The sequence below is a fragment of the Bacillota bacterium genome (assembly GCA_040754315.1).
In the GTDB taxonomy this organism is placed as follows: Bacteria; Bacillota; Sulfobacillia; order DUSP01; family JBFMCS01; genus JBFMCS01.
Map to the genome: position 1 here is coordinate 1 of JBFMCS010000033.1, position 16,362 is coordinate 16,362.

14 protein-coding genes, 7 tRNA genes and 1 other RNA gene are annotated in these 16,362 nt (G+C 57.2%); 16 read left to right on the top strand and 6 right to left on the bottom strand.

What is annotated here, in order from left to right:
* Positions 1-206 precede the first annotated feature (206 nt).
* From secG to ssrA, 6 genes are all read left to right on the top strand, one after another.
* A complete protein-coding gene (gene secG, locus AB1576_06510) occupies positions 207-437 on the top strand; it encodes a preprotein translocase subunit SecG (GenBank protein ID MEW6081418.1) in 231 nt (76 codons plus the stop codon).
* A 71-nt stretch (positions 438-508) separates the two neighbouring features.
* Positions 509-913, top strand: a complete 405-nt coding sequence (locus AB1576_06515; GenBank protein ID MEW6081419.1) for a PaaI family thioesterase — start codon at positions 509-511, stop codon at positions 911-913.
* 49 nt (positions 914-962) lie between these two features.
* Positions 963-1,514 (top strand): HDIG domain-containing metalloprotein, encoded by a 552-nt coding sequence (locus tag AB1576_06520; GenBank protein ID MEW6081420.1) that lies wholly within the window; start codon positions 963-965, stop codon positions 1,512-1,514.
* A complete protein-coding gene (gene rnr / locus AB1576_06525) occupies positions 1,514-3,583 on the top strand; it encodes a ribonuclease R (GenBank protein ID MEW6081421.1) in 2,070 nt (689 codons plus the stop codon). Before AB1576_06520 ends, rnr begins: the two co-directional genes overlap by 1 nt.
* Before the next feature lie 132 nt (positions 3,584-3,715).
* Complete coding sequence (gene smpB / locus AB1576_06530; protein ID MEW6081422.1) at positions 3,716-4,177, top strand: SsrA-binding protein SmpB; 462 nt, start codon at positions 3,716-3,718, stop codon at positions 4,175-4,177.
* A gap of 4 nt (positions 4,178-4,181) precedes the next feature.
* Positions 4,182-4,528, top strand: a transfer-messenger RNA (tmRNA) gene (ssrA, locus tag AB1576_06535).
* A gap of 50 nt (positions 4,529-4,578) precedes the next feature.
* Here the strand turns inward: ssrA and AB1576_06540 are convergent.
* Entirely contained in the window at positions 4,579-5,643 is a 1,065-nt protein-coding gene (locus tag AB1576_06540; protein ID MEW6081423.1) for a hypothetical protein, read from the bottom strand.
* A gap of 163 nt (positions 5,644-5,806) precedes the next feature.
* Here AB1576_06540 and AB1576_06545 point away from each other — a divergent pair, with 163 nt between their 5' ends.
* The 5 genes from AB1576_06545 to AB1576_06565 all read left to right on the top strand — a co-directional run bounded on the left by AB1576_06545 (position 5,807) and on the right by AB1576_06565 (position 9,557).
* Positions 5,807-7,783, top strand: a complete 1,977-nt coding sequence (locus AB1576_06545; GenBank protein ID MEW6081424.1) for an N-acetylmuramoyl-L-alanine amidase family protein — start codon at positions 5,807-5,809, stop codon at positions 7,781-7,783.
* A gap of 126 nt (positions 7,784-7,909) precedes the next feature.
* Positions 7,910-8,659, top strand: a complete 750-nt coding sequence (gene rph / locus AB1576_06550; GenBank protein ID MEW6081425.1) for a ribonuclease PH — start codon at positions 7,910-7,912, stop codon at positions 8,657-8,659.
* Positions 8,656-9,264: an RdgB/HAM1 family non-canonical purine NTP pyrophosphatase gene (gene rdgB, locus AB1576_06555; protein ID MEW6081426.1), complete on the top strand. Its 609-nt coding sequence runs from the start codon at positions 8,656-8,658 to the stop codon at positions 9,262-9,264. The genes rph and rdgB overlap by 4 nt, the downstream gene beginning before the upstream one ends.
* Positions 9,265-9,316: 52 nt before the next feature.
* A tRNA-Pro gene (locus AB1576_06560) sits at positions 9,317-9,393 on the top strand.
* Between the two features lie 90 nt (positions 9,394-9,483).
* Positions 9,484-9,557, top strand: a tRNA-Gly gene (locus tag AB1576_06565).
* A gap of 506 nt (positions 9,558-10,063) precedes the next feature.
* Here AB1576_06565 and AB1576_06570 read toward each other — a convergent pair.
* The 3 genes from AB1576_06570 to AB1576_06580 form a co-directional block, all read right to left on the bottom strand.
* On the bottom strand, positions 10,064-11,338 hold the full coding sequence (locus AB1576_06570; protein ID MEW6081427.1) for a hemolysin family protein: 1,275 nt from the start codon (positions 11,336-11,338) through the stop codon (positions 10,064-10,066).
* A gap of 1,015 nt (positions 11,339-12,353) precedes the next feature.
* Positions 12,354-12,791 (bottom strand): hypothetical protein, encoded by a 438-nt coding sequence (locus AB1576_06575; GenBank protein MEW6081428.1) that lies wholly within the window; start codon positions 12,789-12,791, stop codon positions 12,354-12,356.
* A gap of 35 nt (positions 12,792-12,826) precedes the next feature.
* A complete protein-coding gene (locus AB1576_06580; GenBank protein MEW6081429.1) occupies positions 12,827-13,153 on the bottom strand; it encodes a hypothetical protein in 327 nt (108 codons plus the stop codon).
* A gap of 292 nt (positions 13,154-13,445) precedes the next feature.
* Between AB1576_06580 and AB1576_06585 the strand changes: the two genes are divergently transcribed.
* From AB1576_06585 to AB1576_06605, 5 genes are all read left to right on the top strand, one after another.
* Positions 13,446-13,521, top strand: a tRNA-Arg gene (locus tag AB1576_06585).
* A gap of 17 nt (positions 13,522-13,538) precedes the next feature.
* Positions 13,539-13,615: transfer RNA gene (locus tag AB1576_06590), tRNA-His, on the top strand.
* A gap of 10 nt (positions 13,616-13,625) precedes the next feature.
* A tRNA-Gln gene (locus AB1576_06595) sits at positions 13,626-13,700 on the top strand.
* Positions 13,701-13,708: 8 nt separating this feature from the next.
* Positions 13,709-13,783 (top strand) — tRNA-Lys (locus tag AB1576_06600).
* Between the two features lie 9 nt (positions 13,784-13,792).
* A tRNA-Leu gene (locus AB1576_06605) sits at positions 13,793-13,879 on the top strand.
* Between the two features lie 91 nt (positions 13,880-13,970).
* Here AB1576_06605 and cysK read toward each other — a convergent pair.
* Positions 13,971-14,906 carry a cysteine synthase A gene (gene cysK, locus AB1576_06610; protein ID MEW6081430.1) on the bottom strand — a complete coding sequence of 312 codons (936 nt, stop codon included), beginning with the start codon at positions 14,904-14,906 and terminating at the stop codon, positions 13,971-13,973.
* A 298-nt stretch (positions 14,907-15,204) separates the two neighbouring features.
* Positions 15,205-16,362, bottom strand: coding sequence for an aminotransferase class V-fold PLP-dependent enzyme (locus AB1576_06615; protein ID MEW6081431.1), 1,158 nt, complete (start codon positions 16,360-16,362; stop codon positions 15,205-15,207).

Genomic DNA, 16,362 nt, shown 5'->3' on the forward strand with positions numbered 1-16,362 from the left:
GCCTTGCGCTGCTGCCTGCTCAGCGGCAGATTTGACGAATTCTGGGCTCGCTATCGGCCGAATAGCCTCCGGTAGGTTCTCTAAAGTGGAATTGCCAATTATTTACTCATAAGATTGTCGTGCACCCAAAGAGGCCCTTACATTTGTCTTAGGTCTGTGAATGTGCTAGAATATGAGTCGTCAGGTGTTGGGGGAGGGGTGGTTGGATGGTCTTTGACATCCTCACGTACGTTCACGTTTTGATTACCCTAGGCTTGATTGTCGTTATTCTCCTGCAGTCAGGGAAGAGCGCTGGCCTCGGCACCATCGGGGGCGGGGCTGAGAAGATCCTGGGCAAGAAGAAGAAGAGCCTAGATCATATGCTGTCCAGGGCGACAGTCCTGGCTGCGGCGGTCTTCATGATTTCCGCCCTCATACTGTCGGTTTTCCGAGGCTAGGCTGTGGTGCTTGCCTAGCCAGATAAGGGTGCCGTTACGGCGCCCTTTTTGGCTAAGAGGGGGTGCTGTTCATGAAGGAGTCCGTTCCGATGTGTTTTGGCTGCGGCCGGGATAACCCCATAGGGCTAAAGCTCGTGTTCCGGGAGGAGAACGACCTGTACGTGTCGGATTTTTCCCCCTTGCCTGAGCACCAAGGCTATCCCGGCATGGTTCATGGTGGCATCATCTGCGCAATACTGGATGAGGCCATGGGGCGACTGGTATGGTCCCAGGGGTGTGATTCCTTCACGGCCAGGCTAGAGACACGGTTCAAGAAACCGGTTCCCATTGAGCATCCCATAAGGGTACAAGCTCGGCAAGTGTCCCAGGGCCGCGCCGGTACACTGCTGGAGGCCAGGATTCTCCTGGAGAACGGCCAGGTGGCTGCTGAGGCAAAGGGCACGTACCTGAAGGCCAAAGGGAACACTGGCCGTTAGGAGGAACTGTAAATGAAGGGAGGTAGGGGCGCCTTGGCGCGCCGAGGACATGACCAGAGATGAGGCTATAAGGGAAGTCAAGGCCAGGATCAAGACAAAGAACCTCATAAAACACGTGCTTGCTGTGGAGGCAGTCATGAGACGCCTGGCAACCCACTTCGGCGAGGACCCTGACCGGTGGGGGCTAGCCGGGGTTCTCCACGACCTCGATTATGAGGAGACAAAGGATGACCCGGCGCGCCACTCCCTGGTAGGAGCCAAGGTGCTGGAGGAAATGGGTATTGACTCAGGCATAGTCCAGGCTGTGAGGTCCCACAACGAGTACCACGGGTTACCCAGGGAGACACTCATGGAGAAGGCCCTTTACTGTTCGGATCCCCTCACCGGGCTCATAGTGGCCTCGGCCCTAATACATCCGGATAAGAATCTCGCCAGCATAGACTCGGCTTTCGTGCTAAAGAGGTTTGATGAGAAGGCTTTTGCCAAGGGAGCAAACCGTGAGACCATCAGGGCCTGTGGTGAACTTGGGTTAGGACTTGACGACTTCGTTTCTATGGGTCTCGAAGCGATGCGGGGCATAGCGGGGGAGATAGGTCTATAGTGGTAAACGAAGAACAGGTCCTGAGGTATATGAGGCAGAAGTCCTACCGTCCCTTGCGACTGGAGGCGCTCCTGGATGCCCTGGATCTTCAAAGCGCTGATGCTGGTATTTTAGGCGGGATGCTGGCCCGCATGGAGAAGCAGGGCTCAATTGTCAAGACCCGGGCGGGAAGCTACAGCGTTCCCGAGCGCATGAGTCTTGTGGTAGGGGAGATACAGGTACACTCCAGGGGTTTCGGTCACATCCTCATGCCGGGCAGGGACCTTTACGTTGCTGAAGAGGACATGGGTGGGGCAATGGATGGCGATCGTGTGCTTGCCAGGCCGTCCCACGGGCAAGCCATCGTGGTTCGGGTGCTGGAGAGGCGGAACCTCATTGTAGCAGGCACCTACGAGAGGGGTGAGCCCTTCGACTTCCTCAAGCCCGACAACAAGCGGTTGGTTTGGCCGATCGCCGTAGCCTCCAGGGACAGTATGGGAGCCCTGGACGGAGAGCGAGTGGTGGTGGAGGTCACCAGGTGGCCCCAGGGCCGGAAGGGGCCGCAGGGCCGAGTGTTGAAGCGTCTGGGGCTAGCATCGGATGCCACTAGTGACCTCCCCTTCATCCTGGAGAAGTTCGGGCTCACAAAGGAGTTCTCCCAAGAGGTGCTCCAGCAGGCGAACGGACTCAGGCCCCCGGATGCGGGGGAGATTAAGGGTCGATGGGACCTGTGCTCCCTGCCGCTGGTGACCATTGATGGGGAAGACGCAAAGGATTTCGACGATGCGGTGTCCCTGGAGAAGAAGAAGGACAGTTACCGTCTGGGAGTACACATAGCCGATGTGTCCTATTACGTTACCGAGGGAAGCCCCATCGATAATGAGGCGCGTAAGAGGGGCACCAGCGTCTACTTGATGGACAGTGTGGTCCACATGCTGCCGGAGAGGCTCAGCACTGACCTATGTAGCCTGAGGCCGGGCGAGAAAAGGCTAGCCCTTAGCGTGTTCATGGACTATAGCCTGGATGGCAAGATGACTGGCCACTCCCTGGGTCGAAGCATTATCCAGAGCAAGGCCCGGCTCACATATGCCGAGGTTGATCATGCCCTGGACACTGGAGAGCCCGCACCGGTTCCCCTGCGGGACATGGCCAAGCTGGCATTCATGCTTAGGGAAGCCAGGATGGAACGGGGTGCCCTGGACCTTTTCAGTGCTGAGCAGGAGATTACCCTGGACATAAACGGCAATCCGCTGGACATCTCCGCGGCCCCAAGATATCGTTCCCACTCCATCATTGAGGAGTTTATGCTTGTTGCCAATGAACTGGTGGCACGGATGGCCGCGACGAAGGGACTTCCCTTCATCTACAGGGTGCACGAGGAACCGGACCCTGCGAAGATGGAGGCGCTCGGGGAGTTTCTCTTCCGGATAGGCTATCTCCGGAGGCGACCCAGGCGGGTCCGACCGAGGCTGCTCAGGGAGGCCCTGGAGAAGAGCCGGGGAAGACCTGAGGAAGATCTTGTCAACGTCGTAGCCTTGAGATCGCTGAAATTGGCAAGGTATGAAGCCTCCCCATCCATCCACTTCGGGTTGCAGGCTCCCTTTTACTGCCACTTCACCTCACCGATAAGGCGGTATCCTGACATGGTGGCGCACCGTGTGGTAAGTGCCTTCCTAACAGGGCGGTACTCCTCCAAGTGCTTCAAGCGATGGCAGGAGAGCTTCCCGGACCTGGCCCACCATTCGTCTGAGAGGGAGCGTAACGCAAAAGAGGCCGAGAGAAATATGGCTGAGCTGAAGACCTTGAGGCATATGAGGCAGAAGCTGGGACAGGTGTTCGGAGGGATCATCTCTGGGGTAGTCCCCTATGGCTTCTACGTGCAAATGGGCAACGGGGCCGAAGGATTTGTGCATGTAAGATGCCTGGCTGATGACTACTACGAATTCCGTGAGGAAACCTACAGCCTTGTCGGGAGCCGAACCAAGAAACGGTTCAGGCTGGGTGACAAGGTAGACGTTGTGGTCTCGGCCGTGGATCTTGAAGCCAGGACCCTGGATCTTACGCTTGCCGGTGATCTTGGTACCGCCTAGACGGTTCGCATCCATTAATTGGCCATTGCCTTGTGTTTTCTGGTCGTAAAGCATATAATCTTAGTGAGAGATGCGCATGCCTCGTTGTCTTCGCGGAGAAGACAAGGAGGTTCTTTACCGGGGGGCTCAAAGTTGAAGGCGAGCAAGGAAAGGTTGGTTGCTGACAACAGGAAGGCCCGCCATGACTACCATGTGGACGAGGTTATCGAGGCGGGATTGGTACTTACCGGTGCCGAGGTCAAGTCCCTCCGTGCTGGAAGAGCCAACCTGCGCGACGGTTACGCTGTGGTGGAAGGTGGCCAGGTATTCCTCCACAACGTCCACATCAGCCCCTACGATAAGGCGCCCACGGATGAGCAGGATCCCTTGAGAGTGCGGAAACTCTTGCTTCACAAGGCCGAGATCAGGAGGTTGGCCGGGAAGGTGAGGGAGAAGGGTTATACCCTGGTCCCTCTCAGGCTTTACTTCGGCTCATCCGGGAAGGCCAAGGTGGAAGTGGCTCTTGCCAAAGGCAAGAGACTGTATGACAAGCGGCAGGACATGCAGGAAAGGGACGACAGGCGAAAGATGGAGAGGGCTTTGAAAGGCAAGTAAACATGGGGGCGAAATAGTCTCGACGCGGGATGGTTGGGCACCAGCTGCGAGCCGAGTCCGCGACTCGTAAACCGCGGAAAAGCACAAAAGCCAACACTGAATACGCACTGGCTGCCTGATTAGCAGCCACGCTTGCCCGTTCCGCTCCCACCGGAACGGAACAGGCGACAAAAAGTGGGGTACCTTCGCGCAGTTGCCCGTGGGCGCGGAGGGAAACCTCTCGGGATAGCCGTTAACTAGTCCTTGCCCCTGAGGCAGGGTTAAGGGCGAAACAAGGAATCAGGGGATACGCTCGTAGACGCTTATGCTTGGCGCCTTGCGGACCCGGCTGCGAAGCCGGCGCCTCCACCAAATATTGATGCCGCCCCCAGGGCGGCTTTCATGATCTGTGAGTAAGCCACTCACCCTTTCTCAGGCCTCCGGAGGGGCGTTACCCGGCCGCCCTCGCGGGGGCCTTTATCCCTGTCTTCAGGCTTCCATAGGAGGGATGTGTCAAGGAACACGTCATTTACCGGAGCGTCCCCCTTGCATGCCCTGAACTTGCCGCCACTGCGGAGTCGGGTTATACAGGCGCCGCAGGTGCCCTCGGCGCACACCATGATGCAGTTGTTAGAGCCTGTCAGGGTTGCCCTTAGGTTCCTGGCCTCCATGAGTCTCTCCAAGCGGTAGTGCTGGCCGTCGGCCCCGCCGCTGAACACCAGGGCGGGCTGGAACCTCTCCAGGCAAGAGGCAAGGAATTCTTCCCCTGTCTTTGTCCTGAGATCGATATCGAACACCTGGACGCCCAATTCTCGCAGGGCCTCCTCGGCCAAGTTGTGCTCCAAGGGTCCCGGGTCCAGGAGCGCCCATAAGAGGTTACGGTGCCTCACCATTTCCCTCGCCACTGACAAGGAGGTTGCCTGGCCGGTACCCCTTAACACCAGGAGGGCCCTAGAGGAGTGCAATGCCTTCAAGTACCGCCCTCCGAAGACACCATTGAAGTAGGGACCCCGGACCCATACGTCACCGAGATTCCCAGGTCGCTGGACCCAGGAGGCCAGGGAGCGAGTCTTGGGCCCCACCACCTCCAGAACCACGGTGGCTGAATCTTCCCCCGTGTCATAGATGGTGAGCGGTACGTCGAAACGGCTGGGTTCGTGTATTGCCCTGGCAAATACCATAGCGCCCGGTTGTGCCAGCTCCGGCGTCACTGAGGATGGCACCGAAAAGGTGAACGAGACATGGGTATCGCTCAGTCTCCGCACATCAATGATCCGGGAGCGAACCTCCTCCCTGCCTGGACGAGGCACTCCACTCTCCCACTGGAAGTGCTGCAGGACGCAGAGGCCTGGCCAGGAGCAGTCACAGAGGTCAAAGCCCTGCAGGTGGGTGCAGGTTAGGCACTCTCCAACGAGTGCTAGGAAGCAGGGGCAGTACCGGGTGCCCGCATCGGCGCAGGGAAGGCTCACGGGGGGTTCCTTCTTCATGCGGCTCCCTCCTTGACGGTTCATCCTACGCCTCAACTATTACAGATGTGAAAGACTGGCCGCCCCAATTGCTTTCTCTTCATGCAGGATTTTGCCGTTTATGGTCGAAAACGCCAATGAAGGTCTCACTTTCCGTCAACTTGCCTGGAAAGGAGTGCGCCTTTTGAGCCGGAACGGCGTACCTTTTAAGATCTTCATCGTGACTTATGTAGTGACGGCCCTTCTCGTGGCGGGGACTCCGCCCACCGTATACGCTTCTTCCGGCATTCAGCTGCTTATTGACGGAACACATATTATTGCGGACGTGCCTCCCAGGATCGTTGGGGGAAGGACGCTAGTGCCCATCCGGGTGGTCTCCGAATCCCTGGGTGCCAAGGTGGACTGGGACGGCAGCACCAGGACGGTGACCGTAGAGAGAGCAGGCACCTCGCTGAGCCTCCGCATAGGTGAGCCCACTGCGGTGGTCAACGGCAAGAGCGTGCCATTGGATGTGCCTCCAAGCATCATCGACTCCCGGACTATGGTTCCGATAAGGTTTGTCGCCACGGCACTGGGCGCCGAGGTTTCCTGGGATGAGAAGACCCGGACGGTCCGGGTTGATAGTCCTGTGGCTCCTCCTCCTGCCACCGCTGGGAAACTGCATGTGGGTTCCCTGTCTTACGAGGTGACCAGTGAAGGTGTTCTCTTTACAGTAGGGGGACGAGGGCTCCAGGTCTGTTCCGTGAAGACCCTAGAGGCAGACGGGCAGGTCCCTCACAGGCTTCTCCTTGACTTCCCCGGCCTGGTTCTGGCGTTACCCTATAGCATGTTTCCCATTGAGGCTGGGCCAGTGCTGAGGATGCGCACGGGGATGGTCAGCACCAATCCCGATGTTGCCCGGCTGGTGTTCGACCTCTCCGAGCCCGTCCGCTATGAACTGGCTGTCTCTCCCTCGGGGGAGAGCCTGAGTCTCCTAGTCAGGCATATTGTCACAGCGGTAGAAGTCCAGTCCACCCGAGACGGTCCTGTCATCCTGGTGAAGGCTACAGGTCCGGTGTCCCACAGGGTCTCGAAACTAGGCGACCCGCCCAGGCTTGTGGTGGACATCCCCGGGACCACGGTATCGCGGGACTTCCCGCCTATCCTGGCCAATAACAGTGAGGGTATCAAGAAGATCAGGGTTGGCCAATTCCAGGTGAATCCCGACATCGTCCGGGTGGTAGTGGAGACCGATAATCTGAACACCTATGACGTGGAAACCACCCCGGAAGGCCTGGTAATCAGCTTCCTCGCGCGCATTAACGCCATGAACTGGGACTCGTGGTCAGGGGGCTCCAGGCTTACGCTGGATGCCACTGGACCAGTCAATGCCGAGGTGACTAAGGACAAGAAACGCCTGGTAGTTACCATTCCTTCAACGACCTGGGGGCTTGAGGAAACGGAGTTCGTCGTTAACCAGGGAAACATTGCTGCAATCAGGGTAGAGGAGCGGAGGATGAGCCCGCCCAGCGTAACCCTGGAGGTAGACCTGCTGGAGGATACCAGCTTCTCCGTGGTTTCCAGTGGCCAGCAAGGGCGTGTGGTTGTGGACATAGGCGGCTCCAACCTGCTGCGCGGGAAACGCATCATGATAGACCCGGGACACGGTGGTTCTGATCCGGGTGCCATAAGCTACAGCGGGATATATGAAAAGGAGTTCACGCTTGCCATATCCCATATGCTCAGGGAGATCCTCGAGGGTCAAGGTGCCGAGGTCCGGATGACTAGGACCGGTGACCAGACCGTCGAGGTGAGGGACCGGGTATATATGGCCAATGCCTTCAGGACGGATGTTCTCATATCCGTCCATGCCAATTCCTTTAATGACAGCTCGAAACGGGGGATAGAGGTTTATCATTGTTCGAAGCTGGATACCACGATACAACTGGCGGAGATCATGAGAGACACGCTGGTCAAAGCCCTTGGGTTCGAGGACAGGGGCGTTCGCAAGGCCATGTTCCTGGTGTTGCTGGAGACCAACATGCCTTCGGTCCTGGTGGAAACAGGATACATTTCCAACCCTCAGGAAGAGAAACTCCTCAGGGACCCCGCGTTCCAGCGGCGAGTGGCTGAAGCCCTCTCCGCTGGCATGATCAAGTACTTCACCGGCACCCGGAGTTGACACCCCTGAATCGCGTATAGGGCGGTGGCCGCAAGGGAACGAATCCCATTGGAGCGGGCTCCGGAACCTTGCACTATGGGGCCCAGCCCTTTTTGTATCATACACGGGAGGCGCAAAGTCCAGATGATAAGATCCGATGGCCGGAGGCCCGACCAGATGAGGCCTGTGAGAATAACCCGGGAATACCTCAGGTACCCAGAAGGGTCATGCCTGGCGGAGTTTGGGGATACCAAAGTAATCTGTACCGCCAGTATCGAAGACAAGGTGCCGCAATTCGTGAAATCCACCGGTCACGGCTGGCTCACCGCAGAATACTCCATGTTGCCCAGGGCCACTCCAGTGAGAAACACAAGGGAATCTACCAAGGGGCGCCCGGGAGGAAGGACCCTGGAAATACAGCGGCTCATAGGCAGGAGCCTCAGGTCCGTCCTGGACCTCGGCGCCCTGGGTGAACGCACGATATGGGTGGATTGCGACGTAATACAGGCTGACGGGGGTACTAGGACTGCCTCCATCACTGGGGCTTTCGTCGCCTTGGTGCTGGCCCTTGACCGCCTGGCAGGCGAGGGGAAGATACAGGGGATACCGGTTTCAGATTTCGTGGCCGCCACCAGTGCCGGGGTAGTGAGGGATGCATTCTTGCTGGACCTCTGTTTCTCTGAGGATGCCAATGCCAGGGTCGACATGAATATCGTCATGACAGGACTTGGCCAGATCGTTGAGATCCAGGGCACAGGCGAGCAGGCTCCCTTCACTCAGGGTGAGATGGAAACCCTGCTGCGGCTTGCCTACAGGGGTATCTCAGAACTCGTGACCGTGCAGCGCAATGTGTTGGGGAGCCTCGCGGGGGGAATCGGGGTGAAACCCGGCATATGAGGAGACTGGTGCTGGCCACCGCGAATGCCGGCAAGGCCCTGGAGTTCAGGAGCATGCTTTCCAGGGAGGGGATCGATGCAGAGGTTCTTTCACTCTTGGACTTCAGCGGGGTGGGTGAACCTCCGCCCGAGGGTTCCAGCTATGTGTCAAACGCCGTCTCCAAGGCCACATGGGCTGCCTCGGCCACCCGCCACCTGGCCCTTGCTGATGATTCCGGGATTGAGGTGGATGCCCTGAGGGGTGCCCCGGGGCCATTTTCCTCACGGTACGCTGGAGATGAAGCCACTGACAGTGACAACATTGCCAAGCTCCTTAAGGAAATGGAGCACATAGCTGAGGAGCGCAGGACGGCGCGGTTCCGGTGTGTGCTTGCCCTGGTCGACGTATCCGGCTGGTGTGTACTGAGAGAGGGCACGTGTGAAGGCACCATACTCCGGAAGCCAGTGGGGGCCGGCGGGTTTGGCTATGACCCGGTGTTCTATTATGGTCCTTTGGGAAAGACCTTTGCCGAGATGTCAATGGAGGAGAAAAACTTGTTGAGCCATCGTGCAAGGGCCCTGGAAGCCTTGGTGCCCGACCTCAAGTCGCTGCTATATGGCGCTTAAGACTGTGATTGACACCTTAGACTGCACAAGGCTATACTAATTGTGGCGGTATCGGGGCGTAGCGCAGCTTGGTAGCGCACCAGCTTTGGGAGCTGGGGGCCCCGGGTTCGAATCCCGGCGCCCCGACCAGAAAACCGCTGTTATCTCAGCGTTCAGGCGTCTGGCGTTTTTTGACTTCAGTATTGTCCTGCGCTATACTAAATGCTCACAGGGACTGTTGCGGGAGTAGCTCAATGGCAGAGCCCCAGCCTTCCAAGCTGGTCGTGCGGGTTCGATTCCCGTCTCCCGCTCCATCTTTTGTTTGGCAGTTTGCAGCATCTTTTCCAACTGGCAACCGCAACCACGCGCTAGTCACCCCTAGAGACAGGTTCTTGCCACGCCGGACACTCCGGGCGCCAGGTAGGATGACTGGAATCCCAGCGGTGATGCGGGACCCAGACCTGGTACCCAGGGTTCCGCAAGATCATAAGAAGAGATGGCAACGGGTGAGGGAAAAGGGAAGGTTGAGAGGTCCATTTTCGACAATTCCACCGCTGGTTTCGCCGAACAAGGCGGTGGTGAGGGGGGGTGACGGCAGGATCAGTCATCTGAAGCGCTGCTACGGACTCAAGCGGTGCCCCATGACGGCCTTGATGGTAAACGAGTACTGGGGGGGGGGGTCGGCATCCTGGCCTACAATATCCCTGCAAACGTAAGTCCCGCCACGGAGCCCCGACCCACCAAGGGTAGGAGCCTGCTGGGGCATGCGGCGGATACCAAAAAAACCTACTATCGTCAACGTGGACCTTTTAAGTTCGAACTACTTACATCTATCAAGTTCCGGCTCCTCCAGGCAAACGATGGCTTTTTCGATCCGGTGTTCGGTTATCTCCGTCACTTTGATGACGAGGCCCTCGGTCTCCAGCTCGAAGCGGCTGCCGTCCTCGGGGATCTCGCCAAGCGCTCCGAACACTAGCCCGCCGAAGGTGTCGTAATCTTCGCAGGGCAACGCGACGCCCAAAGCCTCCGCAACCTTGTCAAGCGGTGCGGAGCCGTGTATCTTCCATGTCTTCGAGTCAATGCGATCAATTAAAGGCGTGGATATGGACGTGTCGGTATTCTTGTCAAACTTACCCACAAGCTGTTCCACCAAATCGTTCATTGTCACGATGCCCAGCATTCCGCCGTATTCATCCAACACCACCCCCATGTGTTCGCGGACGCGTTTCATATTGCGAAACAGGATGTCCGCCTTGACGCTCTGCGGGATGAAGTAGGCGGGTTTCACCGCCTGCTCCATAATGCTCTTGCGGCTTCTGTCGGACAGGCGGAAATAGTCCTTGGCGTTCAGGACACCGACAACGTCGTCCACCGTCTCGTCGCACACTGGATATAGGGAGTGGCGGCTGTCATGAATGGTCTGCTCCCACTGCTCCACGCTCTCGTCCATCCAAAGCAGGGAAACTTCGGTCCGGTGGGTGGCGATCTCCCCAGCGGTGAGGTCGTCGAACTCAAATATGTTTCGTATAAGGTTTTTTTCCTCCTCGTCGATACCTCCGTCCTCATGAGCCTCGTCCACGAGTGTCAGCAGCTCGCCTTCGGTGACACGGGTTGTCTCTGAGTTTTGGAATATCCTGGAGAGAAGTCTTTTCCAATACATGAACATTTGATTCACGGGATAGAGTAGGGTTATGAGCAGTTTGAGCACAGGTGCTACAGATATTGCCAAGCGCTCAGGTGATTCTTTGGCAAGGCTTTTCGGTGAGATTTCGCCAAATATAAGCACAATAATAGTCATGACGAGCGTAGAGACTGCAGCTCCAGCATTGCCCAGCCGATCTACAAACCACACCGTACCAATTGCGGAAATCGCAATGTTAACGATATTATTACCGATCAATAGAGTAGACAAAAGACTGTCGTACTTCTCCGAAAGCTTCAGTACAAGGCTCGCGCGCCTGCTACCATTTTGACTCATAATCTTGATGCGAGTACGATTCAATGAAGAATATGCAGTCTCGCTGGCGGAAAAAAACGCAGATAAGGATAACAGTACTATTATACCAATTAACGTAAGAAGTGACTCATTGTCCATTTACTTTCTCCTCAGTTTATCGCATGTAGAATAACATGCGTGATCAAAATCCTACCATGCAGCGCCCTGTCCCACAACTTCCCAGGAATATTATGACACGTCCTGCCATCTGCTGGCACCCGTGGGGCTAACCCAACACGCATGTCAGAATAACGCGTACTCTTTTTATATGGACCTCTTCAGATCTGGCGCCCTGCGATCGTTTTCGATGCCGCGGCATGGCCGTTTTCAAGCTGCTCGGCTTTCACCTTGTCATGCTTACGCAGGGTGCTCCCTGGAGATATGGAGTAACGTATAGAGCTCACAGACAGCGGACGCCCTAAGGGCACAATTCAGGCCACGATCATGAAGCGCATAACAACAACAAAAGCACAGCCCGCCTTCCGGAGCGACCGGAACACAGGTTATGCTTTCTGATTGTCGGTACCAACATAAGGGAGGCTGACTTCCGTCAGTACTGTCACTGACGTCCATAGGGTTGACTATCGTCTCCCTCCAAAAGGCAATGCGACACACTAAATTCTACAGGACCTATGATGTCGTGTCAACATGCCGCAATCACTGGGTGCACGACAATTCTGTGAGTAAATAAACGGCAGGGATAGTTGCTTTATCCCAACTTACGTAGCGCTACTCCTTATCTGGAGGCGAGTCGGTGGGGCTGAAATGGGCCAGCGGCAATCTTCCACACCCAATCCAGCACAGCGGGTGGGGAGTCGTTACTTGTTTCCAAAGACTTATGATCGAAGAGCTTTGCGAGTGGCCATGTAGTTGTTGGCCCTGAAGCGGGCTCAGAAATCATCGAATGTATTGCTGAGCGGCTGTAGCAAAGGGCGATCATGGCGGCTTCCTTCAGGCTCCAGAACATGCCCGGTCTTTTTAGGCGCTGGGTGATGACCACCACCTTGCAGCCTGGATTCCACCACGCCGGAACCCACGCAGAGGCCGAGGGAGCGAGAGTAGTCATAACGCATCCGCTGGCGGTTATTGCTGAAGTACTCGAACTCCATTGAGGTCATGGAACCGATGTCTGCATCGGGTGTTCTCTGACAGCGGATTGCCTGTGAGAGGGCATCAAGGTTCCCCGACTCCGGTTCATCATGGCGCCAGTCGCCCACTTCCTGGCCAGGTCGGTACCGACGCCGGAAATGCTGCTGGCGAGTTGGCTGAGGTGCTCCTTGGCGTGGTACAGGTCGACGATCTGGATGGCCTCCGGGACGATCGTGGAGGCGAGGTTCCAGATCCATGGGGCCCCGTCGCCGATAAAGACCTGGCGCCGGGCGAGGAAGAAACCGCGCCTCTTCAATTCCCGCTCGACCCGAAGGGCGAAAGGTGGGGTGTCTTTGCAGGCGTTATCCCAGGCGCAGATTTCTATGGCGGCTGAATAGCTCACCGATCCCGGGTCGCGCACCGGATTGCCCTCGTCGTCCCGATCATCGGCGGTCCAGACCACGCGCTGACCTCCCTGGTCTTCGATGACCCGTCGGCCTACTTGCCGGGTCTGCAAGCCACCTCGTTCGGGCGCATGGGGATACCGGTTCCGTCCACGGCGTACATGGTATCGCTCGGGTTCGGTTTTTCCTCGATGGCGGCCTCATCGGTGGCGATGGTGGCGCCGAGCTTCTTGGCGGTAGCTTCGACCTGCTTGGCGCCAACGAAGATCCCGCCAATCCGGCCTGGAATCTGGAGCCCTGAAGGAAAGATCCCGCCGGCGCTACCAGGGTGCTCATGCGGGTCACCCCCGGTGACAATAGGAACGGACGAGGATGATGTCGCCCAGAGCCCTAAGAACAGGCTCGAAACGGAAACCGTCACTGAATTAAAAGCTCTATTGGGTCAGGATTTTTTGCCTAATTCGAAACTATGGAGAACGTGCCAGCTTTTTAGAGCCAGGCCCTTAAGTTCAAGAAACCCAGAGTCTGCGGAACCTCTGGCCCTGGTACCTGCCCGTTGATCTCAGGTGCAAAACAGGGTATCATATATTGTGAACCTCAGGACTGGAAGTCACACTGGGCGGTTAAGGGTGCACGAATAGCCATGACGATCTGCGACTGGTAGACGAAGCGCCTTGGCATAAACCCCTGTGAAGAGTCATGACAGTTCTTGAGCGCCTGTAGCTCAGGGGATAGAGCAACGGACTTCTAATCCGTTGGCCGCAGGTTCGATTCCTGCCAGGCGCGCCACTTAGATTAGATTTGTGGTGGGTGTAGCTCAGCTGGTTAGAGCGTGGGATTGTGGCTCCCAAGGCCGCGGGTTCGATTCCCGTCACTCACCCCATTTTTCTGTGTGGGGCGTAGCCAAGCGGTAAGGCAAGGGACTTTGGATCCCTGATCCGTAGGTTCGAATCCTACCGCCCCAGCCAAAAACCGTGGGCCATTAGCTCAGTGGCAGAGCACCCGCCTTTTAAGCGGGGTGTCGATGGTTCGATACCATCATGGCCCACCATATTGTCTAGCGGGTGTGGCGGAATTGGCATTCGCGCAGGACTTAGGATCCTGTGGGGGACACCCCGTGTGGGTTCAAATCCCACCGCCCGCACCAAGCCTAAAGCCCACCGGTTAACACAATAACCCTACATGGAGTCGGTTTGTCATTATCGTGCTTCCACACGCTTCTTGCGGAGAAGCTGTGTTCATGCATCTCTGAGATGGTCAAACAAGACAGTGCTGAGGTAGCGTTCACCGCAAGAAGGTATGATTACTACTACCATCTTCCCTGTGTTCTCGGGAAGGCTTGCCACCTGGACAGCTGCGTGAAGAGCCGCTCCCGACGAAATTCCTACCAGGATGCCCTCTTCCCGGGCCACCCGGCGTGCCATTTCTAAGGCCTCTTCATCCGTGACTCCTATCACCCGGTCTATGATAGCCATGTTAAGGACATCTGGAACGAAGCCCGCGCCGATACCCTGGATCTTGTGGGGTCCCGGTTGCCCGCCAGAGAGTACTGGTGAGCCAGTCGGTTCTACACCGATGGCCTGCAGAGAGGGCTTCCGTGCCTTGAGGATCTCTGCTACACCGGTAAGGGTGCCGCCAGTCCCCACACCTGAGACCAGGGCGTCGATCCTTCCTCCAGTGTCCCGCCATATCTCCTCCGCTGTAGTAATGCGGTGGATTTCGGGGTTGGCAGGGTTCTTGAATTGCTGCAGTATGAGATAACGGCTGTCTGAAGCAGCCATGGAATCGGCCTTGTTGACTGCACCCCGCATTCCCTCCGTGCCCGGCGTTAGGATGAGTTCCGCTCCGAATGCTCGGAGCAAGACCCGCCGTTCGGAGCTCATGGTATCTGGCATCACCAAAGTACACTTGTATCCCTTGGCGGCGCATACAAAGGCCAATCCGATTCCAGTATTCCCGCTGGTCGGCTCCAGGATGATGGTGTCTTCCCCAATCAGGTTGGCCTTTTCGGCATCTTCGATCATGCTAAGAGCAATGCGGTCCTTAACACTAGATGCAGGGTTGAAGAACTCCAGTTTCGCCACGATGGTGGCTCCCGCTCCCCACGCCAACCTGTTAAGGCGCACCATGGGTGTGTTGCCTATGAGATCCGTTATGCTGTCTGCGACTCTCATCTGCCTTCCTCCTCTTGCCCCCTGTATCTTAACGAAGGGCCACGAAAGATCTTGCCATGAGTGGCCAGTTCCCAAAAACCGATCGCCTGAGTGCTCCGGCAGTACGACTTATCTTGCCTTTGCCATTGGGTACGGGCTTTAAGGGGCATACCCAGCCCTGTTTCTGGCGTGCGAGCGAGAACGTCCTGGAAACCTTCCGTGAACCTGGTCGCCCACTTCGGGTGGGTAAGGGATATCGAAAGCACTCGTCTTGGGATAACCCTATCGCACGATGGCCAGGCATGGCGTTTTCGTCGTTTTAGTAGCGGCTCTCCTCGGCGATCTGGCCGATCGCTGAGACGAGCCTCTCCACGTGGTCTGGCTGGTTAAAGTATCCGAAACTGGCCCGTATTGTTCCCTGGGGAAAGGTTCCCAAGGCCTTATGGGCGTCAGGCGAACAGTGAAGCCCTGGCCTGACACCAATGGCAAAGGTTTGGTCCAGAATCGTTCCTGCCACAGATGCCTCGCAGCCACGGATGGTGAAAGACACAATCCCATTCTCAGGGCCCCCAGGGCCCTGAAAAACCTGGACTCCTGGGATCCTTTCCAGACCTTGGACCAGTAGGGCGGAGAGTTCAGCCTCCTTTGCCCTTACTGCCTTGAGCCCCACAGATCGGAGGAACTTGACCCCAGCCCCCAGTCCCGCGATCCCTGGAAGGTTGGGCGTCCCTGCCTCCAGCGCCCAGGGCAGGTCACGGGGGTGAAACTCCTCTTCGGACCCGACTCCCGTTCCACCCTCCCTAAGGGGTTCTATGTCCAGTTCCCGGCTCATGATCAGGAGACCTACGCCCATGGGTCCCAGGAGGCCTTTGTGTCCCGGGGCTACCACCAGGTCAACCCCGAGATCTCGGACGTCTATTTCCATTTTCCCTGCTGTCTGAGCAGCATCTAGAAGGAAGAGGCCCCCGCTTTCATGAACGATCTCCGCCATCTCCCTTATTGGCTGTGTCCGACCTGTGACGTTTGAGGCGTGAGAGACCACCACCAGTTTCGCGCCGCCCCGGCACTCTTCCCTGAATTGCTCCAAGTTCACAGTCAAGTTTTGGGTGCCATCTACCGCCCGCAGGGAGACCCCCCGGGTTTGCAGGTGTCTGAGCGGCCTCATAACCGAGTTGTGCTCATAGGGACCTGTCACAACCTTGTCGCCGGGCCTGAGGAGGCCCTTTAGGGCCATGTTCAAGGCATCCGTGCAGTTTAGCGTGAATATCACGTGAGAGGGTGATGGCGCCCCGAAGAAGCCTGCCACCAGCGCCCGGGTTTCGCCGATAATCCACTCGGCGGCCACAGACATCCTATGGGAAGCCCTGCCAGGGTTTGCCCCGGACTCTCGCAGGCACCGGGCCACAGCTTCATAGACTACCTCAGGTTTAGGCCACGTAGTGGCTGCATTATCCAGGTATATGAAGTCTTCGTTCAT